Here is a 20955-nt window from a genome sequence, read left to right on the forward strand (position 1 = left end):
CGCCGCTGGTTCATGGGCCGACCGGCCGGCCGGAGGGGTCCGGTCGGCCCGTCGGCCCGTCCGTGTTCGGTGTGGCTCAGCCCGGGGGCGGGCCGCCCGGGAAGGCTCCGGGGCCAGGGCCGTGACCGGGGCCGGGGCCTCCGGGGTGGAAGCCGGGGCCCGGCATGCCCGGGTAGGGGCCGGGGGGCGGCGGGCCGCCGGCGTACGGGCCCGGCGGCGGACCGCCGGGGAAGGCGCCATGGGGGCCGACGTGCTCGGGGATCCGGTGCGGTGCCGGTGCGTCGCCGTTGGCCGACGGGGTGCCCTGGCCGGCGAACTGGGTGCGGTGGAGTTCCGCGTACAGCCCGTCCTGTGCCAGCAGCTCGTCGTGCGTACCGCGCTCCTGGACCCGCCCCCGGTCGATGACGAGTATCTGATCCGCCTCGCGGATGGTGGAGAGCCGGTGAGCGATCACCAGTGAGGTCCGCCCGGCGAGCGCGGTCTTGAGCGCGCGCTGGAGGGCGGCCTCGGACTCCGAGTCGAGATGCGCCGTGGCCTCGTCCAGGACCACGATCGGCGGTGCCTTGAGCAGCAGTCGCGCCATCGCGATGCGCTGCTTCTCACCGCCGGAGAGCCGGTATCCGCGGTCGCCGACGACGGTGTCGAGGCCGTCGGGGAGCGATTCGATCAGCTGCCAGATCTGCGCCGCCCTGCACGCCTCCATCAGCTCCTGCTCCGTGGCCTCGGGCTTCGCGTAGACGAGGTTTCCCCGGATGGTGGTGTGGAAGAGGTGCGCGTCCTGGGTGACCATGCCGATGGAGGTGCGCAGCGATTCCAGGGTGAGGTCGCGGACGTCGTGGCCGCCGATGCTGACGGTTCCCTCGACCGCGTCGTACAGCCGGGGCACGAGCTGGGTGATGGTGGTCTTGCCCGCGCCGGAGGGGCCGACGAGGGCGGTGAGCTTCCCGGCCGGGACAGTGAAGCTGAGGTCGCGCAGGGTCCACTCGGTTCCGGTGCGCTCCTGCGTGGGCAGGGCGATGGATTCGAGGGAGGCGAGCGATACGTCGGCGGCCTTCGGGTAGCGGAACGATACTGCGCTGAACTCGACGGCGGGAGCGGTGCCGTTGTCCGCGCCGATGGCCGGCAGGGGTACGGCTCCGGGCTTCTCCGCGATGAGCGGTTTGAGGTCGAGCACCTCGAAGAGACGGTCGAAGCTGACGAGCGCGGACATGACGTCGGCCTGTGCGCTGGAGAGCTGGTTGACCGGTGTCAGCAGCCGGGTGACCAGGGTGGCCAGTGCGACGAGGGTACCGATCTGGAAGGCGTCACGGATGACGAGGGCGCCGCCCAGTCCGTACACGGTGGCGAGGGCCAGGGAGCCGAGGAGCAGCATGGAGATGGGGAGCATCTTCATATAGACCGAGGTCTGGACTCCGAGGTCGCGGCCGCGGCCTGCCATGCGTGCGAAGAGGCCGGTCTCGTTGTCGGGCCGGCCGTAGAGCTTGGCGAGGAGTGCTCCGGTGACATTGAAGCGCTCGTTCATCAGGGAGCCGATTTCGGCGTTGACTCCCATGTGCTGTCTCATCACGCGCTGGAGGCGGCGGCCGACGACCCTGCCGGGCAGGACGAAGAGCGGCAGCAGTACCAGGGAGACGAGGGAGACGGTCCAGGACAGATAGAACATGGCGATCAGCACGAACAGGACGGTCAGACCGGCGGAGACGACGGTGGAGAGCAGGGCGGTGATCGCCTGCTGTGCGCCGATGACGTCATTGTTGAGCCGGCTGACCAGGGCGCCGGTCTGGGCGCGGGTGAAGAAGGCGAGCGGTTGTCGCTGGACGTGGTCGAAGACTTTGGTGCGCAGATCGTAGATGAGCCCTTCGCCGACTCGTCCTGACAGCCATGCCTCGGCGAACCCGACGAATGAGTGTGCCAGTGCGAGACCGGCGACGGCTATGGCGATCCAGACGACGACTTCGGTATTGCGTACGGCGATACCGTTGTCAATGAGGTACTTGAACAGCACCGGTGTCGCGACCGTGATGGCCGCGTTGAGTGCGGCGATGCCCAGGAGAAAAGCGATGCTGAGCCGGTAGGGCCGGGCGTACGGAAGAATTCGCTTGGTCGTGCCGGGGGTGACCTGTCGTTTGGACATGGGTCCGTCCGGCCCGGGGCCGCCCATCATCGGCCCTGGGCCGCCGATTAGCGCCACTGCTGCCTCCTCTGTTTCGTTTTCGATGTAGGGAGGGCTTCGCTAGCCGTTCGCCCGGGCCTTGTTCATCTCGTCGATGAGGCTCTTCGGGCGCATGTCGGTCCAGGTCTCGTTGATGTACGAGAGGCAGGCCTTGCGGGTGTCCTCGCCGAAGGTGACCTTCCAGCCGGCGGGAACGTCGGCGAAGGCCGGCCAGAGCGAATGCTGGTTTTCCTCGTTCACCAGGACGAGGAAGGTGCCGTTTTCATCGTCGAACGGGTTGGCCATAACCACTCCCATCAATTGTCGTTGGTGGAACGAGCTTCACGTTAGCGGGGTGGGTGTGGGCGGGCAACGTCGGTCATCTTCGTTAGTGTCCAACCATGAATTTCTGACACTTGGACAGTGGTTGACAGATTTCTCGGATTAATTCGCGGGAATGGCCGGCGGGTGGTCGCCCGGGGTGGGCGGGGGCCGTCGGGGACAGGGGCCGGACGAAACCCTGCGGAAACCGTGAGCGGGGGATCCTGGGGGTACTTGTCAAGGTGTTCGTGTCCGGCGCGGCGGTGTGGTAGTGCTCTGACCGGGCGGTCGCCGCAGCCGGGTGTGCGGCCGTTTTCGGAAGTGGACCCACCGCGTCGGCCGGTGGTCCGAGGTACTGGGAATCGAGGGGGTTCAGGTGCGGGTGCTCGTGGTGGAGGACGACGAGGAGATGGCGCAGACGGTGGCCGTCGGTCTGCGTCGGGCGCAGATGACGGTGGATGTGACGTTCGACGGTGAGGAGGGGTTGGAGCACGCCCTTTTCACCGACTACGACGTCATCGTCCTGGACCGGGATTTACCGGGGATGCACGGCGACGAGGTGTGCGCGGAGCTGATCGCCTCCGGGTGTCGCAGCCGGGTGCTGATGCTGACGGCGGCGGCGACGGCGGAGGATCTGGTCGACGGGCTGAGCCTGGGGGCCGATGACTATCTGGCGAAGCCGTTCGACTTCCCGGTGCTGATCGCCCGGATCGGCGCGCTGGCGCGCCGGGCGCATCCGCTGGTGCCTCCGGTGGTGCGCCACGGGGATCTGATGGTGGACACGGCGCGGCGCAGGGCGAGCCGGGGCGGTCGTCCGCTGGATCTGGCGCCCAAGGAGTTCGGGGTGCTGGAGCTGCTGCTGGCGTCCAAGGGGCGGGCGGTGTCCGCGGAGGAGCTGTTGGAGCGGGTGTGGGACGAGGCGGCGGACCCGTTCACCAGCGCGGTGAAGATCACTGTGAGCAGATTGCGGGCCAAGCTGGGGGATCCCCCGGTCATCGAGACCGTGGCCAAGCGCGGATACCGGATCTGAGGATGCCCATGTCTGTGACGGACCGTCTCTCCGGCCGCGCGTTCCGGTCGGGAGGCTCGCGGCGCAGTGTGCGGCTGCGGCTGACGCTGCTGTACGGGGGGTTGTTCCTGGTCTCCGGGGCGGCGCTCTTGGCGATCATGCTCATTCTCGTCAACAACAGTGTGAAGGACAGCTGGCGGGACAAGCTGGGGCCGAGTGACGATCCGTTGCAGCCGCTGCCGGGGCTGACGGAGCCCGCGCCGACGCGGCAGCCGGGGCAGGTGACCCCGCAGCCGAGTCCGGTGGACAGCAAGGACAATCTGATGAACGAGCTGCTGACCCAGTCGGGGATCGCGCTCGCCATCATGCTGGTGGTCTCGATCGCGCTGGGCTGGATCGTGGCGGGCCGGATACTGCGTCCGCTGCGGACGATCACGGCGGCGGCGCAGGCGATCTCGGCGACGAGTCTGCATCAGCGGCTGGCGCTCGACGGGCCCGGGGACGAGCTGAAGGAGCTGGGCGACACCTTCGACAGTCTGCTGAGCCGGCTGGAGACGTCGTTCGAGGCGCAGCGGCGGTTCGTGGCGAACGCGTCGCACGAGTTGCGTACGCCGCTGGCGAGACAGCGGGCTCTGGGGCAGGTGGCCCTGGCGGATCCGGATGCGACGGTGGAGTCGCTGCGGGCGGCGCACGAACGGATCCTGGTGACGGGCACGCAGCAGGAGCGGCTGATCGAGGCGCTGCTGACGCTGGCGCGGAGTCAGGGCGGTATCGATGTGCGGGAGCCGTTCGATCTGGCGCGGCTGACGCGTGAGGTGATCGATTCCCGGGAGGCGGACGCGCTCCATCGGACGGTGGTGTTTCTGCCGTCGATCGCGCCGGCGGTCGCGGCGGGGCATCGGAATCTGGCGGAGCGGCTGGTGACAAATCTGGTGGACAACGCGCTGCGGCACAACACGCGGGGCGGCCGGGTGGATGTGACGACGGGGACGGTGGGCGGCCGGGCGACGCTGACGGTGACGAATACCGGTCCGGTGGTCCCGTCGGACGAGATCGGCCGGCTGTTCCAGCCTTTTCAGCGGCTGGACGCGACGCGGGTGGCGCGTACGGAGGGGCTCGGTCTCGGTCTGTCGATCGTGCAGGCGATCGCTCAGGCGCATGATGCGACGGTGACCACGCGGGCGCGGCCGGAGGGCGGGCTGACGATTGTGGTGTCGTTTCCGGCGACGGGTGATCGGCCGGTTGTGGTGCGGTCCGATCCGGAGCGGGTCGGTGGAGTCAGTGGAGTCAGCGGGGTCAGCGGGGTCAGCGGGCGAAGAAGTCGGTGATGGCGGTGTTCACGGCGGTGGGCTTCTCCAGGTAGCCGTAGTGGCCGCAGCCGGATATCTCGGTGTAGCGCGCGCCGGGGATGCTGTCGGCGACCTCGCGGGAGAGGTGGGGTCGTACGACGAGGTCGTCGCTGAAGGCGATGACGAGACAGGGGCGGTCGATGCGCCGGTAGGCGGGGAGCCGGTTGGGGATGACGTTCAGGCCGAGCTGGCCGCGGGCCGATGAGATGTCGACGGGGGACATTTCGAGGACGGCCAGCCAGTCCTGGAGTTTGGCCTCGTCGTTGAGGGTCTGGGGGGAGAGGTTCTGGAGGGCGTGGATGTAGGCGGCGTAGCGGGGTGGGATCTTGACTCCGCTGTCGGCGAGTTCGATGTCGCCCGCGGACATGCCGGCGAGGAGGGCGTCGGTGCGTCCGCTGGTGGCGATCAGCACGGCCTGGTGGACGAGTTCGGGCCGGGCGAGCAGGAGTTCCTGGACGATGATTCCGCCCATGGAGGTGCCGACGACGCGGCAGGGACCCTTGCCCAGGTGTTCGATGAGGGCGGCGATGTCGGCGACCATGTCGGCGAGGGTGAAGCTTCGGGGGACGTCGGTCGGCGGGATGCCGCGGTTGTCGACGGTGATGGCCTGGTAGCCCGCTCTGCGCAGGGCGGGGACCTGGTGGGTGCGCCAGACGCGTCCGGGGGCGCCGGTTCCGGTGACCATGACGACGGGTTGGCCGGAGCCGTAGGTGTCGTAGCTGAGGTTGATCCCGTTGATGCGTGCGATCGGCATCGGTGTGTTGTCCTTGTCTCTCTTCGTTCTCGCTCTTCGTCCCGCTCCGGGTCTCGCCTCTTCGTCCAACCGTCCGGTACCGGCGCTTGGACACCGGAGGGCCGGGACCGTCGCCCTGTGGGGTGGCGGCGGGCCCGGCCGGTGTGGTCGGCGGCCGGTCCGGCTGCCGCTCAGGGGGTGGTCGCTCCGAAGTGGCCGACTTTGTGGATGACGTCCTCGCCGTAGATCCGCAGGGCTTGCTGGAGGGCGAATTCGGCGAGGTAGGCGCGGAAGGCGTCGGCGGGTTCCTCCGCGAGGTTGAGCATGCGCCGGTTGGTGACGACCGCTTCGCCGTCGAGGCGGTGAAGGGCGCGTTCGATCGCGTCGTCCATGTCGTGGGGTTCGGCGACCTCGTCGACCAGGAGTCGCGCGTCCGGTTCGGCGGCCCGGATCCTGCGTCCCTGGAGGATGATCTGCCGGGACGCGCGGGGGCCGGTGAAGCGGCTGAGACGGAAGTTGGAGACTCCGGGGATGATTCCCTCCTTCGCCGCCGGGAGGCTGAGATAGGAGTCGGCGGCGGCGATGACATGGTCGAAGACCAGGAGGAGTTGCGCGCCGCCGCCGATGGCGAAGCCGTCGACGGCGGCGACCCAGGGTTTCTCGATGTGCGGAGAGTGCCAGCGGCCCGGGTCGTCGACGCGTACGCCCCGGACGATTTTGTGGATGTAGCCGAGTTCGCGGCGGAGCAGGAAGTCCACCAGGGAGATGTCGCCGGAGCTGAGGTTCTTGAGGTTGATGCCGGCGCTGAAGACGCGTTTGCCCCGGTGGCGGGGGTGGCTCATCTCTCCGCCGCGCAGGAGTGCGACACGGACCGCCGGATCGAGGAGCGCCAGGTCGACGGCGGTCTCCATGTCGTCGACCTGCTGGTCGTCCTCGGCGTTGAGGCAGTCGTCGCGGCACATGGTGAGCCGGGCGACGCCGTCGTGGCGTTCGATCCGTACGGCTTCCAGCTCGACGGAGCCGGTACGGGTGAACTCGGGCAGCAGGCGCAGCGCGCGCGGGGTGGGCCGGAGCATGGAGTCGATGAGGTGCGGGCCCGCGGTGGGCGATCTCAGCACGGCTCTGAGGAAGATGCCCTGGTCGATCTCGTGGCCCTCTTTGTCGGCCTGGGTTCTGCGGCGCTCCTCGGCGAGCCGTTCGGCGGAGGGCAGCAGGCCGGGGAAGGCGGTGGCGGCGGCCGCGACGAGTTCGTCCAGCCGCAGGGGGACGGTGCGTCCCCCGGTGAGCCGGTCGTACACGGCGTCGGCGTGGGCGTCGAGATAGCGGACGCGCAGGGCGCGGGCGGCGTCCTTGGCGGCGGCGGCCACGGCGCGCTGTTCGAGGGTGCGGTCGCCGGGCCCGGGCAGTGCGGCCACCAGGTCGTCGGCGTGCCGGACGGCTTCGGTGAGGTTCGGCCACAGCGCCGGGGCGGCCGAGTGTTCGGGCAGGGTCGTCGTCATAGGGCCGCCTCGGCGGAGACGCGGCGCAGGGCTCGGTCGCAGGCGGCGAGATGGGGGCCGATGGCGTCCTCGAAGCTGGTCGTCGTGGCGTCGAAGAGGAGCTGGCGGCGGATGGCGAGCTCTTTGCCGGGCAGCCCGGCGACGGCGCGGACGGTGGCGGCGAGGGCGCTCGCCGGGTCGTCGGTCACCTCGTCGGCGATGCCCAGGGCCGCGGCCTCGGCGGCGGGTATCGGCCGGCCGAGGAGGAGGGCGCGGCGGACCGCGGCGACGCCGGCCTGCTGGACGAGCCGGTAGGCGGCCATGCCCGGCCAGGTGGCCTCGCCGTCGGAGACGAGCAGCAGCCGGGTGCCGGTGGCGGCGATCCGGAAGTCGGTCGCCAGGAAGGCGTCGAGCGCGGTGCCTCCGCAGTCCCCGGAGGCGACGGCGACGGTGGGGGTGGGCAGCCGTTCCAGCCGGCGCAGGGTGCGCTCCCACTTGGTGACCGCGGCCACGCTCAGGCCGGTGGTCCAGCCCTCGGTGGGCGTGCCTTCGACGTGCAGGGTGACGGCCGCCGGGCCCGTGTGGTCCTCGGCCTGGTCGCAGAGGGCCGCGAGGGCCTTGACCGACTCGGCCGTCAACGGAGCGGATCCGTCGATCTTGAGTGTGAACATGTTCGCTGTCTCCCCCGTGGTCACCATCGGACCAGCGCCGTTTCGATCGTGGATCCCGGTCCCATCGTCATGAGGACGCCGTGGTCGCCGGGTGCGGTGACTTGTTCGTCGAGGAGCCTTTCGTACGAGAAGAGGAAGGAGCCGCTCGACACATTGCCGTAGTCGCGCAGTACGCCGACGGTGTGGCGCAGGTCGTGGCGGGTGAGTCCGAGGTTGACGATGACCGCGTCGATGACCTTCTTGCCGCCGGAGTGGACCAGCCAGTGCTTGATGTCGCTGCGGCGCAGTCCCGTTCCCGCCAGCAGCCGGTCGACGGTGAGTTCGGCGTGCGCTCCGACGACGTAGGGGATCTGCGGGTCGAGGAAGAAGCTGAACCGGCCCTGGGTCCTGTCCCAGTCGTAGCGCATGGCGTCGGCGGCCTCGGGGATGATGGTGCTCGCGAATTTGAGGACGCGGGGCCCCTCCTGGGCGGCGGGGGACTCCTCGCCGCCGGCGATGAGGGCGACCGCTCCGGAGCCGTCGCCGAAGAGGCTGTTGACGACCGCGGTGCGCATGGTGGAGTCCATGGCGTAGGCGGCGGAGCAGGCTTCCGAGCAGAGTACGACGGCGAGTTCACCGGGGTGGGCGGCGGCCCAGCCGCTCACGACGCCGAGGGCGTTGAGGCCCGCGTTGCAGCCCATGCCGACGATGTCGGAGCGGCTGCAGTGCCGGTCTATGCCCAGTTCCCGGATGAGCAGCGCGCTGAGGCCGGGGGTGAGGAAGCCGGTGGAGGTGACACAGCACAGATGGCGCAGGTCGGAGAGTTCGGCTCCGGCTCGTTTGAGGCAGGTGCGCAGTGCTTCCGCGCCCATCTCGATGGCGAGCGCCTTGTGTTTGTCGAGGAGGTCGCCCTGCGGTTCGGGCTGCCGGACGCCGTGGGCGTCCTCGGCGGGCAGGGTGAGGTGGCGACGGTCGATGGCGCTGTTGAGGAAGACGCCTCGGATCTTCGGGTCGTCGATGTGGAAGGCGTCGAGGACCTCCCGCTGGGTGTAGGAGGTCGCGGTCGCGGAGGTGCCGACTCCGACGATCCTGGGCGCGAGCGGCAGGTACGGTCCGGTGGCCGTCGCCGTGCGGAGGGCCCGCTGATTCTCCGTGTCGTCCGTGTTCTCGGTGCGGTCGCTGCTGCCGGTGCTGTCGTCTGTGTCCGCACCCGGTATCGCCGGCTGCTCGATGCTGATGGTCAACGGAACGTCCACCCCCACATGCGCGGTTTGCTCCGCGCTCGCTGTGTGTTTCCTGTGCCGGTCACTCTCTTCGTCCTTCTCGTACGAGGTGATGGGAATGCGGCGGCCGGTCTACGGCTGGGGCGTCGCGCTCTGCGCCTCGATGAAGCGGGCGAGGCGCGCGGTGCCCTCTTTGATCTCTTCAGGGGTCAGATAGCTGGTGGAGAGCCTCAGCGTGTGATCGCCGCCGCCCTGTGGATAGAAATAGGACATGGGTGTCCAGATGACGCCGAATTCCTGGGCGGAGCGGGTGAGTGCCTCGCTGTCGGCCGGGAAGGGCACATGGACGGTGAGGAAGAAGCCGCCGGTGGGCTCGTTCCAGCGGACGCCCAGGGCGGTCCGCCGCTCCGGGGGCAGGCTCAGCTCCAGGTGCCGCAGGGTGGTGCGCAGCGCGTCGCCGTAGTACGCGGCGGCTTCGGCGTTGCGTTCGGAGATCCGGCCCCGGGCGGCGAGGAGGGCCCCGGCGACGGCTGCCTGGCTCAGGGACGAGGTGTTCACCGTGACCATGCTCTTGATCTTGGCGAGTTCGTCGGCGAGGAGGCCGGTGCCGCCCCGGTCGTCGACGACCACCTGGTCGGCGACGGCGAAGCCGACGCGCGCGCCGGGGAAGATGGTCTTGGAGAAGGAGCCGAGATGGACCACTCTGCGGGCGTGGTCCAGGGATTTGAGGGTGGGCAGCCGGGTGCCGGGGCTGACCATCCGGTAGGGGCTGTCCTCCAGGATGAGGATGTCGTGGCGGGCGGCCGTCTCCAGCAGCTCGGCGCGGGCCCGCGCGCTCATGGTGGTGCCCGTGGGGTTGGAGTGGTCGGGTACGACGTAGAAGGCGCGGGGGCGTCGCCCTTGTGCCTTCTCCCGCCGGATCGCCGCGTCGAGGTCGGCGGCGGCCGGGCCGTCCTCGCGGGCTTCGACGGCGGTCAGTTCGATGTCGAGGAGGCGGGCCGCGCCGGTGATTCCGACATAGCAGGGGCTGGAGACGAGGAGGACGTCGTCGGGTCCGGCGATGAGGGCGCGGAGCACCAGCAGCATCGCCTCCTGCGCGCCGACGGTGACCACGATGGACTCCGGCGGTACGTCGATGTTCTCGTCCTCGCGGAGCGAGTCGGCGATGATCTCGCGGATCTGGCCGGCGGTGGGGCCGTACTGGTACATGGCGGTGCGGATGGCCCGGGGCGAGCCGCCCTGTTCGGCGAGGTGGGCGAGGTAGGTGCGGACGTGGGTGATGATCTCCTCGGTGTCGAAGAAGCCGTCGTAGGGGCGGCCGGGGGCGAAGGAGATCGCGTCGGGGTAGCGCTGGGTGACCTCGTTGAGGAAGTTCATCGTGTCGAGCACGGGGTCGGAGACGCTGCCGTGCAGTTCGCTCCTGCGCAGATCGCCGGGCGGGCCGGCGGGGGCGGCGGCGGGCTCCCCGGCCGCCGGCCGCCGGAGGGCCCGGCCGGGGATTTCGCGGTTCTCCTCCCGGCCTTGTTCTTCCGGGGCGAGGAATTCCGCCGGCACAGCGTCCAGACCTTCCCGCGCCGGGCGCGCATAGTCGTCGAGGCTGCGTCCGGCCATGGATTTCCCCCAGGCAATCAAGGAATTTCGGCGAATGGATTACCGGCCGTCAGGATCACATGGGTGTTACTGGACCGCCAGCATCGTCCAACCGACGGGAGTGGTCACTTGGACACGCCGAAGCCGTCGGGCTTCATCGCATGGACGCGTTTCCTTTTTATCCGCCATTCGGGAAGCATGGGAGGTCGTTGAAGGCGAGGAGTTCCACAGGCAGCCCGGAACGGCTCCTGACCTTTAACTTGCGATAAATCTTGGTGAGATGCTGCTCGACCGTGCTGACCGTAATGAAGAGCTGGATCGCGATCTCCCGATTGGTGCAGCCGGCGGCGGCGAGGGAGCCGACACGCCGTTCGGCGTCGGTCAGTTCGGCGAGCTGCGGGGGCACGGCCTTTTCGTCGTCGGTGCCGCCGCCGGCGTTCCGCACGCTGTACGGGGCCGGGGGTCTGGTGCGGCCGGGGTTCTCCGCCGGGGGGATGTCGTGGGCGAAGTCGAATCTGCGCCGGCCGGGCGCGGGGAACTTCCCGGCGGTGCGGGCGTCGAGCCCCTCGCGGGCGGCGCCCGGGCGGTCGGGCACGGTCGCGGCCGCCAGATCGCTCTGCGCGCGGCGGAGCTCGAACTGGTCGCCGCAGTCGGCGAGGATCCGGATGGCCTCGGTGAGCAGCGACTGCCGGTCGGGGGCCGCGCTGATCGCCGCGAGGCGGCGCAGGGCGATGCCCCGGTGGCGGCTGCGCCCGTCGCCGAGGAGGGAGATCTGTTCCTCCAGCAGGGTCCGGGCGCGGCCCGCCTGCCGCATGGCGACGAGGGCGGCGACGGCGTCCTTGCGCCAGTCGGCGAGTTCGGGCGAGTCGGCCCCCCACTGCCTCATCAGTTCGCCGCAGGACTGGAAGTTGGTGAGCGCGGTGTGCGGGCGGCCCATGGCCAGGTGGTATCGGCCCAGCGCCTGGAGGTAGGGCAGGGCGAAGGGGGTGTCGAACATGACCGGCGGGACGGCGGTGTTGAGGTAGGGCATCACGGCGTCGAAGTCACGCCGCTCGGTGGCGGCGCGGATGGCGAGCGCCAGCGGGAGGCCGACGGCGACGCCCCAGGCGGCCGAGGTGATCTGTTCCAGGGCGGTGCGCGCGGACTCGCCCGCGGCCGCGGCGTCCCCGCCGCGCAGCGCGGCGGCCGATCTGATGGTCTCGAACATCGCCCGGCGCATGGGCACATGCCGTATCCACGGCTCTCGCAGCAGCCGGTCGGACCATCGCACCGCCTCTTCGGGGCGGCTGGTCTGGATCAGGAAGAGGAGTGCGAAGAGCGCGGGGGTGAGGGGGCTGTCGGCGTCGGTGCGGTGCAGGACGTGGTCGGCCCCCTGGAATTCCTCGCCGTCGCCGACGAGGGTCGCCGTGACGTTCAGCAGGGTCATGAGGGAGATCGGATGGGTTGCCGCGGAGGGGCCCTCGGGGCCGGCCGTGGTTCTGGTGTCCTTGGCCAGGCCCGGGTTGACGAAGGAGAGCCAGAGCCGGCCGATCCTCACATCGACCGGGGCGGCTGTCCGCTTCGGCCCGCCGCCCCCGGTACCGCCCCCGGTACCGCCCCCGGCCCCGGTCTGGCCGGATTCGCTTTCGACGATGTCGAGGAGTGTCTCGGCCTGGGCGAAGTCGCCGCGCCACATGAGGTGTCTGACGGGGACCATGGCTTCGCCGCCGGTGAGCGCCCCGGTGGTGACGAGATGGCTGAGCCGGGGCAGATAGCGGGCGGCCTTCACCGGGTCGACGAGCCATTGGGCGTCGGCGAGCGCGGCGGCGACGCCCGCTTCCTGCGCGGCGTCCTCGCAGATCCCCGACGCGTGGCGCAGATAGTCGACGGACTGGGTGATCTCGCCCAGGTGGATCGCCTCGCGGGCCGCCTCGCGGAGGATGCCGACGCGCCAGGACGCCTTGACCGGGTCATGGGTGGCCATGAGCTGTTCGGCGACGGCCCGCGCGGACGCGCCGCTGGCGTGGAGGAGTTCGGCGGCCCGGCCGTGCAGAAGGGGCAGCCGGTCGGGGGTGATGCCGTCGAGGACGGCCTGGCGTGCCCGCTCGTGCCGGAACCGGAGGTCGAGCAGGAGTCCGGCCGCGTTGAGATCGGCGAGGCAGCGGCGTACGGAGGTGGCGTCGACGCCGAGGAAGTCGCCGACCAGGGAGGGGGACGCGGAGTCCCCGAGGACGGCCAGCGCGCGGGCCGCGGCGAGCATCGAGGGTTCGCCGCGGTGGAGGCAGCGCAGGAAGGCGTGGCGGAAGGACTCCCCCGGTTCGGGGTTGACCCGGGCCGGCGCGCCGTCGGCGGCGAGCTGGTCCTCGATCAGATGGTCCTCGACGAGGGCGTTGAGGAGGAGCGGATTGCCTCCGCTGATGTCGGACCAGGCCTCGGCGGAGCGGGGGGAGCGTACGGCGCCCAGTCGCCGGGTGAGCTGGTCGGCGGTGCCGCTGAGGGTCAGGGGGGCCAGCCGGACGCGGTGGCAGTAGGGCAGATGGAGTGTCTCGGCGTGGAGGGCGGCGAGTTCCCTCTCGTGGCAGGAACTCTCGTTCATGATGATGAGGACGGCGGAGGAATCGATCCGCCGGATGAGATAGCGCAGGCACTGGAGCGAGGGTTCGTCGGCGAAGTGGACGTCGTCGACGCCGAGGACGAGCGGCCCCCGTTCGGCGAGTTCGCAGATGGTGCGGCTGACGCGCTGGAGGAGGCCCAGCGGGATCCTGGGCGTTCTGGGGTGGTCGCCCGCGGAGACGGTGACGCCGATCTCTTCGGCGGCGAGCGGGTCCGCGGTCATTCCGGCGGCTCGTATGGCGTTCACCAGCTGGTCGATGAGGCCGTAGAGGTGGAGCCGTTCGCTGGTGGCCGCGGTCAGCGACAGGAACAGGCCGCCCTCTTCCTTCACCCGGCCGGCGAAGGCCTGGAGCAGGGCGGTCTTCCCGCAGCCGACGGGCCCGTTCGTGAAGACGACGGCGCCCCTGCCCTGAGCGGTGCCCGCGTACAACCGGACGAGCAGTCGCAGTTCCTCGTCTCTTTCACTGAACTTCACGGATCCCCCCGTACGTTCTGTGTGCTCTGTCCAGCTTTGTATGTCCTGGCCGCGCATGTTTGCCATGTGGACCGTCCTTCGGTGCGATTCCCAAAGGAACCGCACCTGACCTGCGGCGTTTTAGCGTGTGGGGGATGCAGGGTCTGGAGGCCACCCGAACAGAAACACACCTCAAAACAGCATACCGAGCCGAACCGGCCGACGTGGGCCCTTTCCAGCCACTCGCAGGGGAGCGCACGGACGATTTTGGGACATCGCTCGAATTCATGTGCGGGTGAGATTAGGCGAAATGCGTCAGCGCGGGAATAGAGAATCAGCCAGCCGACTGCTCAGGTACGGACAGCCGGACGTACCGGGCCTTCTTCGTAGGCTTCGGCATACACGCTGTTTTCCCCCCGAGCGTCCCAGCCCTCGGCCACCAGGGCCGCCGTCAGCCGGCCGGCGAGACACGGCGCGACGCCGAACCGGACCGACAGCCGGCCCGGCCCGGCGTCCTCGACGGTCACCCGCTCGGCGTCGGCCCCGGCCCGTACCGCCCCGGAGAGCAGCCTCGGCAGCTCCCCCGCGCGATCCGCCACGGCCACCCGCACCCGGGAGCACCCGGCCGGGCCGCCCGGGCCGCCGGGCCGGATCCCGGCGAGACCGGCGACGCCCCGGTCGAGCAGGTCCACCATGGTCCGCATGGCCCCGGCCCGCTGCCCCGCGTCGGGCCCGGAGAGCACGTCCAGCGCGGCGACCAGCCGGGAGAGATCCGCGTGCACCTCCCTGACCACACCGGCCACGGCGGGCGCGTTCGCCTGGAGGATGTCTCCCCAGAGTCCCGGGTCCCCGGCCGCGATCCGGGTGACGTCGCGCAGCCCCTGACCCGCGAACCGGGTCGCCCCGGCCGGGCCGCCGGACAGCCGCGCCGCCATCAGACTGGCGAGAAGATGGGGAACGTGCGAGGTCAGCGCGACGGCCTCGTCATGGGACGCGCTCTGGGTGACCACCGGCACCGCACCGCACAGCACCGCCAGTTCACGCGCCCGGCGCAGCGCGGTCGGCGAGGTGAGCGGGGAGGGGGTGAGGGCCCAGGGCCGTCCCTCGAACAGCTCCGCCCGGGCGGCGAGCGGGCCCGACCGCTCCCGGCCGGCCATGGGGTGTCCGCCGACATAGCTCGACGGATCGGGGGCCAGGCTGAGCGCCGTGCGCTCCGGCAGGACCTTCACGCTCGCCACATCGGTGTAGCAGTGCGCGAGTCCGCGCGCCTGCTGCTCGGCGAGGACCGCGCCCACCTTGCTGGGAGGCACGGCGAGGACCGCCAGATCGACCGGCACGGCCGGCGGCCGGGTCCGCCCCGCCCCCAGGGCGGCGGCGGTCCGGGCGGCCAGGGGGTCCCGGTCGGACAGGAAAACGGTCACTCCCCGGCGGCTCGCCGCGAGTGCGACGGACGTGCCGATCAAGCCCGTGCCGATGACGGCAATGGCGCGGATCACCAGTCTTCACCCCGTTCGAAAAGCATCGCCCATTGATGAACTCAACAGAAGACATTTATCCGTCTAACCGCGCGCGTCCATCCGGCTGTCTAACCGTCCGTCTAACCGTCCGGCCCGCATGTGCGGTCAATGCGGTAACTGTCCATTGGCCAGACGGAAGACCGGCGTTCTACAGTTCCAGAAACTCGGTTCTTTCCCGGTTGGGGGACACTCGTGCGGGATTCATCAAAAGCCATCGGTCCACTCGGAGATCTCTCTATCGACTACGTCGAGATATATGTCGACCATCTGGAGTCGGCGGCTTTCGACTGGGTCGACCGCTATGCCTTCACCGTGGTCGGCACGGCCGGCTCGGCCGACCACCGCAGCATCGCGCTGCGGCACGGACGGATCACCCTGGTCCTCACCCAGGCGACCTCGGACCATCATCCCGCCTCGTCCTATGTGTCGGCGCACGGCGACGGGGTCGCCGACATCGCGCTGCGCACCGGCGATGTGGAGGCGGCGTTCGCCGCCGCGGTGGCCGGGGGCGCGCGGGCGCGGCGGGGGCCCGCCCGGCACGCGGGTCCCGGCGCGTCCGTCACCGCGGTGATCGAGGGTTTCGGCGATGTGGTGCACACCCTCGTACAGCGCGAGCCCGGGGAGAAGCCGGGGCTGCCCGCGGGTTTCGTCCCGGCGCTGCGGGCGGACGGCGACCGCGCCGACGATGTCGGCCTGGTCGAGATCGACCATGTCGCGGTGTGCCTGAACATCGGCGATCTGGATTCGACCGTCGACTACTACCGAGACGCCCTCGGGTTTCTGAATATCTTCGAGGAGCACATCGCGGTGGGCCGGCAGGCGATGGATTCCAAGGTCGTCCAGTCGCTCTCCGGGGATGTGACGCTGACCCTGATCCAGCCCGATCCGACGGCGGATGCGGGGCAGATAGACGAGTTCCTCAAGGGCCATCAGGGTTCCGGCGTCCAGCATCTGGCCTTCTCCTCGCCGGACGCGGTCCGCTCGGTGCGCGCCCTGGGCCGGCGGGGCGTGGGCTTTCTGACCACTCCCGCCGCCTACTACGAGCTGCTCGGGGAGCGCATCGACCTGGGCGAGCGGCTCGCGGATCTGCGGGCGACGAATGTGCTGGCGGACGAGGACCACGGAGGGCTGCTGTTCCAGATCTTCACCGCCTCGACGCATCCGAGGCACACCCTCTTCTTCGAGGTCATCGAACGGCAGGGGGCGGAGACCTTCGGCAGCTCGAACATCAAGGCGCTGTACGAGGCCGTGGAGCTGGAGAGGACGGGGCAGCGTGGAGGTCAACGCTGATCCGCCCCCCGGGGCCGGGCCCGCGCTCTGCCTGGCCGACGTCGAGCGTGCCGCGGCGGCCGTCCTGCCCCGTGAGGTCTGGGACTTCATCGCCGGCGGCAGCGGCTCGGAGACCACGCTGGACGCCAACCGGGCGGCGCTGGACCGGCTCTTCCTGCTCCCCCGGGTGCTCAGGGACGTGTCGCGGGTGTCCACCCGGGCCAGGCTGCTGGGCGGCCCGGCCGCGCTGCCGCTGGCGGTGGCCCCGATCGCGTACCACCGGCTGGTGCACCCGGAGGGCGAACTCGCCACCGCGCGCGCGGCGAAGGCGGCGGGGGTGCCGTTCACGGTGAGCACGCTGAGCAGCGTTCCCGTCGAGGAGATCGCGGCGGTCGGCGGCACGGTCTGGTTCCAGCTGTACTGGCTGCGGGAGCCGGACCGGGCGCTGGAGCTGGTCCGCCGGGCGGAGGACGCCGGCTGCTCGGCGATCGTGCTCACGGTGGACGTGCCCTGGATGGGGCGGCGGCTGCGGGACGTGCGCAACCGGTTCGGGCTGCCCGGCCATGTGCGGTCGGCCAATATCGACACGGGGCCCGCGGCCCATGAGCCTCCCGCCCGCGGCTCGGCGGTGGCCGCCCACACCCGTCAGGCGTTCTCCTCGGCGCTGACCTGGTCCTCGGTGGCGGCGCTGCGCGCGCGGACGAGGCTTCCGCTGGCGCTGAAGGGGGTGCTGACCCCTCAGGACGCGCTGCGGGCGGCCGAGACGGGCGTGGACGCCGTCGTGGTCTCCAATCACGGGGGCAGACAGCTCGACGGCGCGATCCCCAGCGCGGACGCGCTGCCGGAGGTGGTCCGGGCTCTCGACGGGCGGTGCGAGGTCCTCCTCGACAGCGGCATCCGCAGCGGTGTCGACGTGCTGCGGGCGCTCGCGCTGGGCGCGTCGGGCGTCCTGGTGGGCAGGCCCGTGCTGTGGGGGCTGGCGGCGGCCGGCGAGTCCGGTGCCGCCCGGGTCCTGGAGCTGCTGGCCGAGGAGATCGAGGACGCCCTCGGGCTCGCGGGCTGCGACGGCGTCACCGCCGCGGCCCGGCTGCGCACGGTGCGCGGCGACGCGCCCGCGAGACGCGCCCCCGTCGCGGGCGGGGCCGTCTGACGCCCGGCGCGGACGGCGAAGGGCCCTCCCGCCGTGACGGCGGAAGGGCCCTTCGCGGTGTGAGGGGTTCAGGGCGCGGCGAGGAAGTCCTTCCCCGTGTCCAACCGTTCGCTTTCCACGCTCGGACACCCCGGGTGGACGCTCAGCCTATCTGCGCCACATCGTCTTTGATCCTTACGGCGAATTCCGACCAGAGGTCGGCGAACTGCCGGGCGAGATCGGCGACGATGTCGCTGCAGTGCGGTGGGACATTGTTGATGATCGCGTCCCATTCCTCGTTCCGGAGCGAGTGCAGGGCCAGCAGGCGCAGCAGATTGCGCCCCGTCTCGGTGAAACGCAGGGCCGGGTCTGCCTTGAGCCGTTTCACCAGTACGGCGCGGTCGGGGGCGATGTCCGTACGCGGCCGGGCGGACCGGTGGGACGACGGCCGGCCGGTCAGTTCGCCGCGCCCGCCGAAGGAGTCGTCCGCGGCGATCTCCTCGTCCTCGGCCACCCTCAGGACGACGGGCGTCCTCCTGCGGCGCTGCCTCGGCACCAGCTCGTCGCCGTTGCGCAGCCGATTGCGGACATCGCGTGCCGTCTCGGGAGAGATGCCGGCCGCGCGGGCGACCTGACGCAGCGACAGTTCCGGGTTGGCCGTGAGCAGCTCGCCCGCGAGCATTCGGCCGGCGCTGCCGTCAAGTGGGCGGACCCGGCCGTCCTGGCCGACACGCCGGGCCTCGGGCTCCGGCCGTACGGTCCGCTTGCGGATGTCGCCGACGGTGCCCGGGGAGATTCCGGTGACCGAGGCCACCCTCCGGTCGGACCACTGGGGATGGGTGGCGATGATGCGCTCGGCGGCGCGCTTGCGGTCGACCAGGGCCAGCGGCAGGCCGTGGGCGACATTGAGCCTGACCGCGAGGACGAACGCCTCGGCCTCGTCCCCGTCGAAGAACCGGACCTCGATCGTCTCGGCGCCGCGCAGTCTGGCCGCCTTCAGACGGTGGAAGCCGTCGATGACCCTTCTCGTCGCCCGGTGCACGACGATGGGCGGCAGCGGGCTCTGTGTCACCGCCAGAATGTGTACGTGTTCGGCATTCTCCCCGGAAAGCCTGGGTGACCCCGCCGACTTCAGAGAACTCAGCTCTACTTCGTCTACGGGCAGCTGTTCGATGCTCACTTCTTCGGGTGCCATCAAGCCACCTCACGCACTCGTGACGAGGCGGCGGGCACTTGTGCGACCCGGGTTCATTTCCGGATCGTCGCGGTAGCCCCCGTAGCGTCTGTGGCACTGTGGATCGATGGGCAGAAACCAGCTCGCTGCCAATTCCTTCGAACCCCCCTGGACGTTTTCGAGCAGAACATCCGTTCGGTTGACCGGACTTCTGCCAGATGAGAAAGAAATTAACATTCGTCCTTTGAGGGTTGTAACCCCTGCGTAAGTCCCATCTGTCGACCCTTATGCCCCCCTAACCCCTAGGGGGGTGTCCTCATGGTGCACATGGGACACCCCCCGTAACAATGGCCCCACCTTTTACCCCGAATACGGGCTCACGCCGCTCGGGCCGGAAGTGCTCCGGCGCGTACGGGCATGGTGAGCGTGCGTCCCATCAGGGGCGACAGGATGGTCACCGCGTCGGCGATCTCGCGGACGTCGGACTCGACCAGCGCCTGATCGCCGTCGCACAGCGCGGTCTTGGGCTCGGGGTGGATGTCGATGATGACCCCGTCGGCCCCGGCCGCGATCGCCGCCCGGGTGAGCGGGACCACCAGATCGCGCCGGCCCCCGGAGTGCGAGGGGTCCACGATCACCGGCAGGTGCGACAGCCGCTGGACGACGGGGACCGCGCTGATGTCGAGGGTGTTGCGGGTCGCGGTCTCGAAGGTGCGGATCCCCCGCTCGCACAGCACGATGTCGAGATTGCCGCGCTGCGCGATGTACTCGGCGGCGCTCAGCCACTCCTCGATCGTGGCGCTGAAACCCCGCTTGAGCAGCACCGGTCTGCCCGCCCGGCCGACCGCCTGGAGCAGCGCGAAGTTCTGCATGTTCCGGGCGCCGATCTGGAGCATGTCGGCGTAGGAGGCGACCATGTCCACGCTGCCCGGATCGATGACCTCGGTGACGACCGGCAGTCCGGTCTCCTGGCGCACCTCGGCGAGGATCCTCAGCCCTCTCTCGCCGAGCCCCTGGTAGGAGTACGGCGAGGTGCGCGGCTTGAACGCACCGCCGCGGAGCAGACAGGCCCCGGCCCGCTTCGCCATCCGTACCGCCTCAAGGGTCTGCTCCGGCGTCTCGACCGCGCAGGGCCCGGCGATCACACTCAGCGTGTCCGGTCCGATGGGCACCCCGCCGACCCGGATCACCGACCGGGCCGGGTGGTGCTGACGACTGACCAGTTTGTACGGTGCGGAGACCCGCATCACCTGGAGCACCCCGCCGCGGCTGCCGAGGTTCAAGGCTTCAAAATCATCCACATCGCCGACCAGACCGACAATCGTCCGTGAAACCCCCCGGCTGACAAAAGCATCTCCGCCGGCCGACCGGACCAGCGCCACAACGGCGTCGATTTCCTCCTGAGTCGCCTCGGGAGCCATCACCACAACCATGAACTCTCCTCACTCGGACGCCCGGGCCCGCCGGGAACGGCGGCCGTCGCATTCGGTGATCAGATATCTCGACCACTCGTATTTTCCGCATCCTAAGAGCGCCCGGTCGACGGAGTCGACCGATGCCGTGCCGTGTCCGACTCCCCATGGGCAAAGGCGGTCCGGGCACTTTAGGCTGCGGAAATCTCTATTTCCCGGAAGCCGCTCCCCCTTCCTGGAAAGGCCTTTCGGAGGAGCCCCGGCCATGAGATTGAACGGGGAGAGAACAAACTCCCCGCCGGACCCGGGCCCCGGGCCGCGCGCGCTTCGGCCGGGCGGGTGGGGTGCTCACCCGCCCGGCCGAGGCGTCGCCACGCGCCGCGGCCGCGGACCCGGGGGCGGATGGTGGAGTGGGGGTGAGCTGTTCCCCCTCGGCCGGCGGGGGCGGACCGGCGATGACCCGGGAGGTCCGCGTGGAGCCCTTGATCGCCCTCGTCATCGGTTTCCTGGGGGCCAGACTGGCCGGGCTCGCCGGGGTGGAGGCGCTCGACGCCTGGCAGCCGGCGCTGCGCGTGGGGCTGGCGCTGATGTTCGTGCTCACCGGGGTGGCCCACTTCGCTCCCAGACTCCGGGCGGAGATCATCGACATGGTTCCGCCCTCGCTGCCCCGGCCCGGTCTGCTGGTGACCCTCACCGGGGTTCTCGAACTGGCGGGCGCGGTGGGGCTGCTGATCCCCGCGACGGCCCGATGGGCGGCGGCCGGGCTCATCCTGCTCATGATCGCCATGTTCCCGGCGAACATCTCCGCGGCCCGGCGGAAGACGGCGATGGGAGAAGCCATCGGTCCGCGCACCGCGCAGCAGATCGTATACATCGCCGCGGCCGCCCTCGTCCTGGTCTGAC

The 20955-nt window shown here is 70.4% G+C and carries 16 protein-coding genes; 5 read left to right on the plus strand and 11 right to left on the minus strand.

The annotated features are described in order from the left end of the window. Nucleotides 1–76 precede the first annotated feature (76 nt). The gene (locus tag IE247_RS31985) at nt 77–2134 is read right to left on the minus strand and encodes an ABC transporter ATP-binding protein (protein WP_229869495.1); all 2058 of its coding nucleotides are present in this window, start codon (nt 2132–2134) and stop codon (nt 77–79) included. A 99-nt stretch (nt 2135–2233) separates the two neighbouring features. Next, a complete protein-coding gene (locus IE247_RS31990) occupies nt 2234–2458 on the minus strand; it encodes an MbtH family protein (RefSeq protein WP_190126863.1) in 225 nt (74 codons plus the stop codon). 391 nt (nt 2459–2849) lie between these two features. On the opposite strand from IE247_RS31990, the gene IE247_RS31995 reads away from it, so the two are divergent. Next, nucleotides 2850–3503, plus strand: a complete 654-nt coding sequence (locus IE247_RS31995; RefSeq protein ID WP_190126864.1) for a response regulator transcription factor — start codon at nt 2850–2852, stop codon at nt 3501–3503. A gap of 68 nt (nt 3504–3571) precedes the next feature. After that, entirely contained in the window at nt 3572–4810 is a 1239-nt protein-coding gene (locus IE247_RS32000; RefSeq protein WP_229869496.1) for a sensor histidine kinase, read from the plus strand. Here the strand turns inward: IE247_RS32000 and IE247_RS32005 are convergent. From IE247_RS32005 to IE247_RS32035, 7 genes are all read right to left on the minus strand, one after another. Next, nucleotides 4788–5585, minus strand: a complete 798-nt coding sequence (locus IE247_RS32005) for an alpha/beta fold hydrolase (RefSeq protein ID WP_190126866.1) — start codon at nt 5583–5585, stop codon at nt 4788–4790. The genes IE247_RS32000 and IE247_RS32005 overlap by 23 nt on opposite strands. Nucleotides 5586–5755: 170 nt before the next feature. Then, nucleotides 5756–7063, minus strand: a complete 1308-nt coding sequence (gene dpgC / locus IE247_RS32010; RefSeq protein ID WP_190126867.1) for a (3,5-dihydroxyphenyl)acetyl-CoA 1,2-dioxygenase DpgC — start codon at nt 7061–7063, stop codon at nt 5756–5758. After that, entirely contained in the window at nt 7060–7713 is a 654-nt protein-coding gene (dpgB, locus tag IE247_RS32015; protein WP_229869497.1) for an enoyl-CoA-hydratase DpgB, read from the minus strand. The genes dpgC and dpgB overlap by 4 nt, the downstream gene beginning before the upstream one ends. Nucleotides 7714–7733: 20 nt before the next feature. Then, nucleotides 7734–8780: a 3,5-dihydroxyphenylacetyl-CoA synthase DpgA gene (gene dpgA / locus IE247_RS32020; RefSeq protein WP_373305638.1), complete on the minus strand. Its 1047-nt coding sequence runs from the start codon at nt 8778–8780 to the stop codon at nt 7734–7736. 267 nt (nt 8781–9047) lie between these two features. Continuing rightward, a complete protein-coding gene (locus IE247_RS32025; RefSeq protein WP_373305637.1) occupies nt 9048–10526 on the minus strand; it encodes an aminotransferase-like domain-containing protein in 1479 nt (492 codons plus the stop codon). 157 nt (nt 10527–10683) lie between these two features. Continuing rightward, entirely contained in the window at nt 10684–13572 is a 2889-nt protein-coding gene (locus IE247_RS32030; protein ID WP_190126869.1) for a helix-turn-helix transcriptional regulator, read from the minus strand. 329 nt (nt 13573–13901) lie between these two features. Then, nucleotides 13902–15044, minus strand: a complete 1143-nt coding sequence (locus tag IE247_RS32035; RefSeq protein ID WP_373305639.1) for a prephenate dehydrogenase — start codon at nt 15042–15044, stop codon at nt 13902–13904. A 216-nt stretch (nt 15045–15260) separates the two neighbouring features. Between IE247_RS32035 and hppD the strand changes: the two genes are divergently transcribed. Then, on the plus strand, nt 15261–16358 hold the full coding sequence (hppD, locus tag IE247_RS32040; protein ID WP_190126871.1) for a 4-hydroxyphenylpyruvate dioxygenase: 1098 nt from the start codon (nt 15261–15263) through the stop codon (nt 16356–16358). Next, nucleotides 16342–17487, plus strand: a complete 1146-nt coding sequence (locus IE247_RS32045; RefSeq protein WP_190126872.1) for an alpha-hydroxy acid oxidase — start codon at nt 16342–16344, stop codon at nt 17485–17487. The genes hppD and IE247_RS32045 overlap by 17 nt, the downstream gene beginning before the upstream one ends. A gap of 142 nt (nt 17488–17629) precedes the next feature. Here IE247_RS32045 and IE247_RS32050 read toward each other — a convergent pair whose 3' ends face one another. Together IE247_RS32050 and aroF are read right to left on the minus strand one after the other, a co-directional pair. Further along, nucleotides 17630–18538, minus strand: a complete 909-nt coding sequence (locus IE247_RS32050; RefSeq protein ID WP_229869498.1) for a ParB/RepB/Spo0J family partition protein — start codon at nt 18536–18538, stop codon at nt 17630–17632. A 479-nt stretch (nt 18539–19017) separates the two neighbouring features. After that, entirely contained in the window at nt 19018–20073 is a 1056-nt protein-coding gene (gene aroF, locus IE247_RS32055) for a 3-deoxy-7-phosphoheptulonate synthase (RefSeq protein WP_190126874.1), read from the minus strand. 452 nt (nt 20074–20525) lie between these two features. Here aroF and IE247_RS32060 point away from each other — a divergent pair, with 452 nt between their 5' ends. Then, nucleotides 20526–20954: a DoxX family protein gene (locus tag IE247_RS32060; protein WP_190126875.1), complete on the plus strand. Its 429-nt coding sequence runs from the start codon at nt 20526–20528 to the stop codon at nt 20952–20954. The last annotated feature ends 1 nt before the right edge of the window (nt 20955 follow it).

Origin of the sequence: Streptomyces inusitatus, assembly GCF_014651115.1 — a bacterium.
GTDB classification, from domain to species: domain Bacteria; phylum Actinomycetota; class Actinomycetes; order Streptomycetales; family Streptomycetaceae; genus Streptomyces; species Streptomyces amakusaensis.

What these genes read in the sequence shown, in the direction of transcription:
- dpgC (WP_190126867.1), bottom strand. Translation starts at nt 7,063, where the DNA reads ATGACGACGACCCTGCCCGAACACTCGGCCGCCCCGGCGCTGTGGCCG.
- IE247_RS32025 (WP_373305637.1), bottom strand. Translation starts at nt 10,526, where the DNA reads ATGGCCGGACGCAGCCTCGACGACTATGCGCGCCCGGCGCGGGAAGGT.
- IE247_RS31990 (WP_190126863.1), bottom strand. Translation starts at nt 2,458, where the DNA reads ATGGCCAACCCGTTCGACGATGAAAACGGCACCTTCCTCGTCCTGGTG.
- aroF (WP_190126874.1), bottom strand. Translation starts at nt 20,073, where the DNA reads ATGGTTGTGGTGATGGCTCCCGAGGCGACTCAGGAGGAAATCGACGCC.
- dpgB (WP_229869497.1), bottom strand. Translation starts at nt 7,713, where the DNA reads ATGTTCACACTCAAGATCGACGGATCCGCTCCGTTGACGGCCGAGTCG.
- IE247_RS31985 (WP_229869495.1), bottom strand. Translation starts at nt 2,134, where the DNA reads ATGTCCAAACGACAGGTCACCCCCGGCACGACCAAGCGAATTCTTCCG.
- IE247_RS32005 (WP_190126866.1), bottom strand. Translation starts at nt 5,585, where the DNA reads ATGCCGATCGCACGCATCAACGGGATCAACCTCAGCTACGACACCTAC.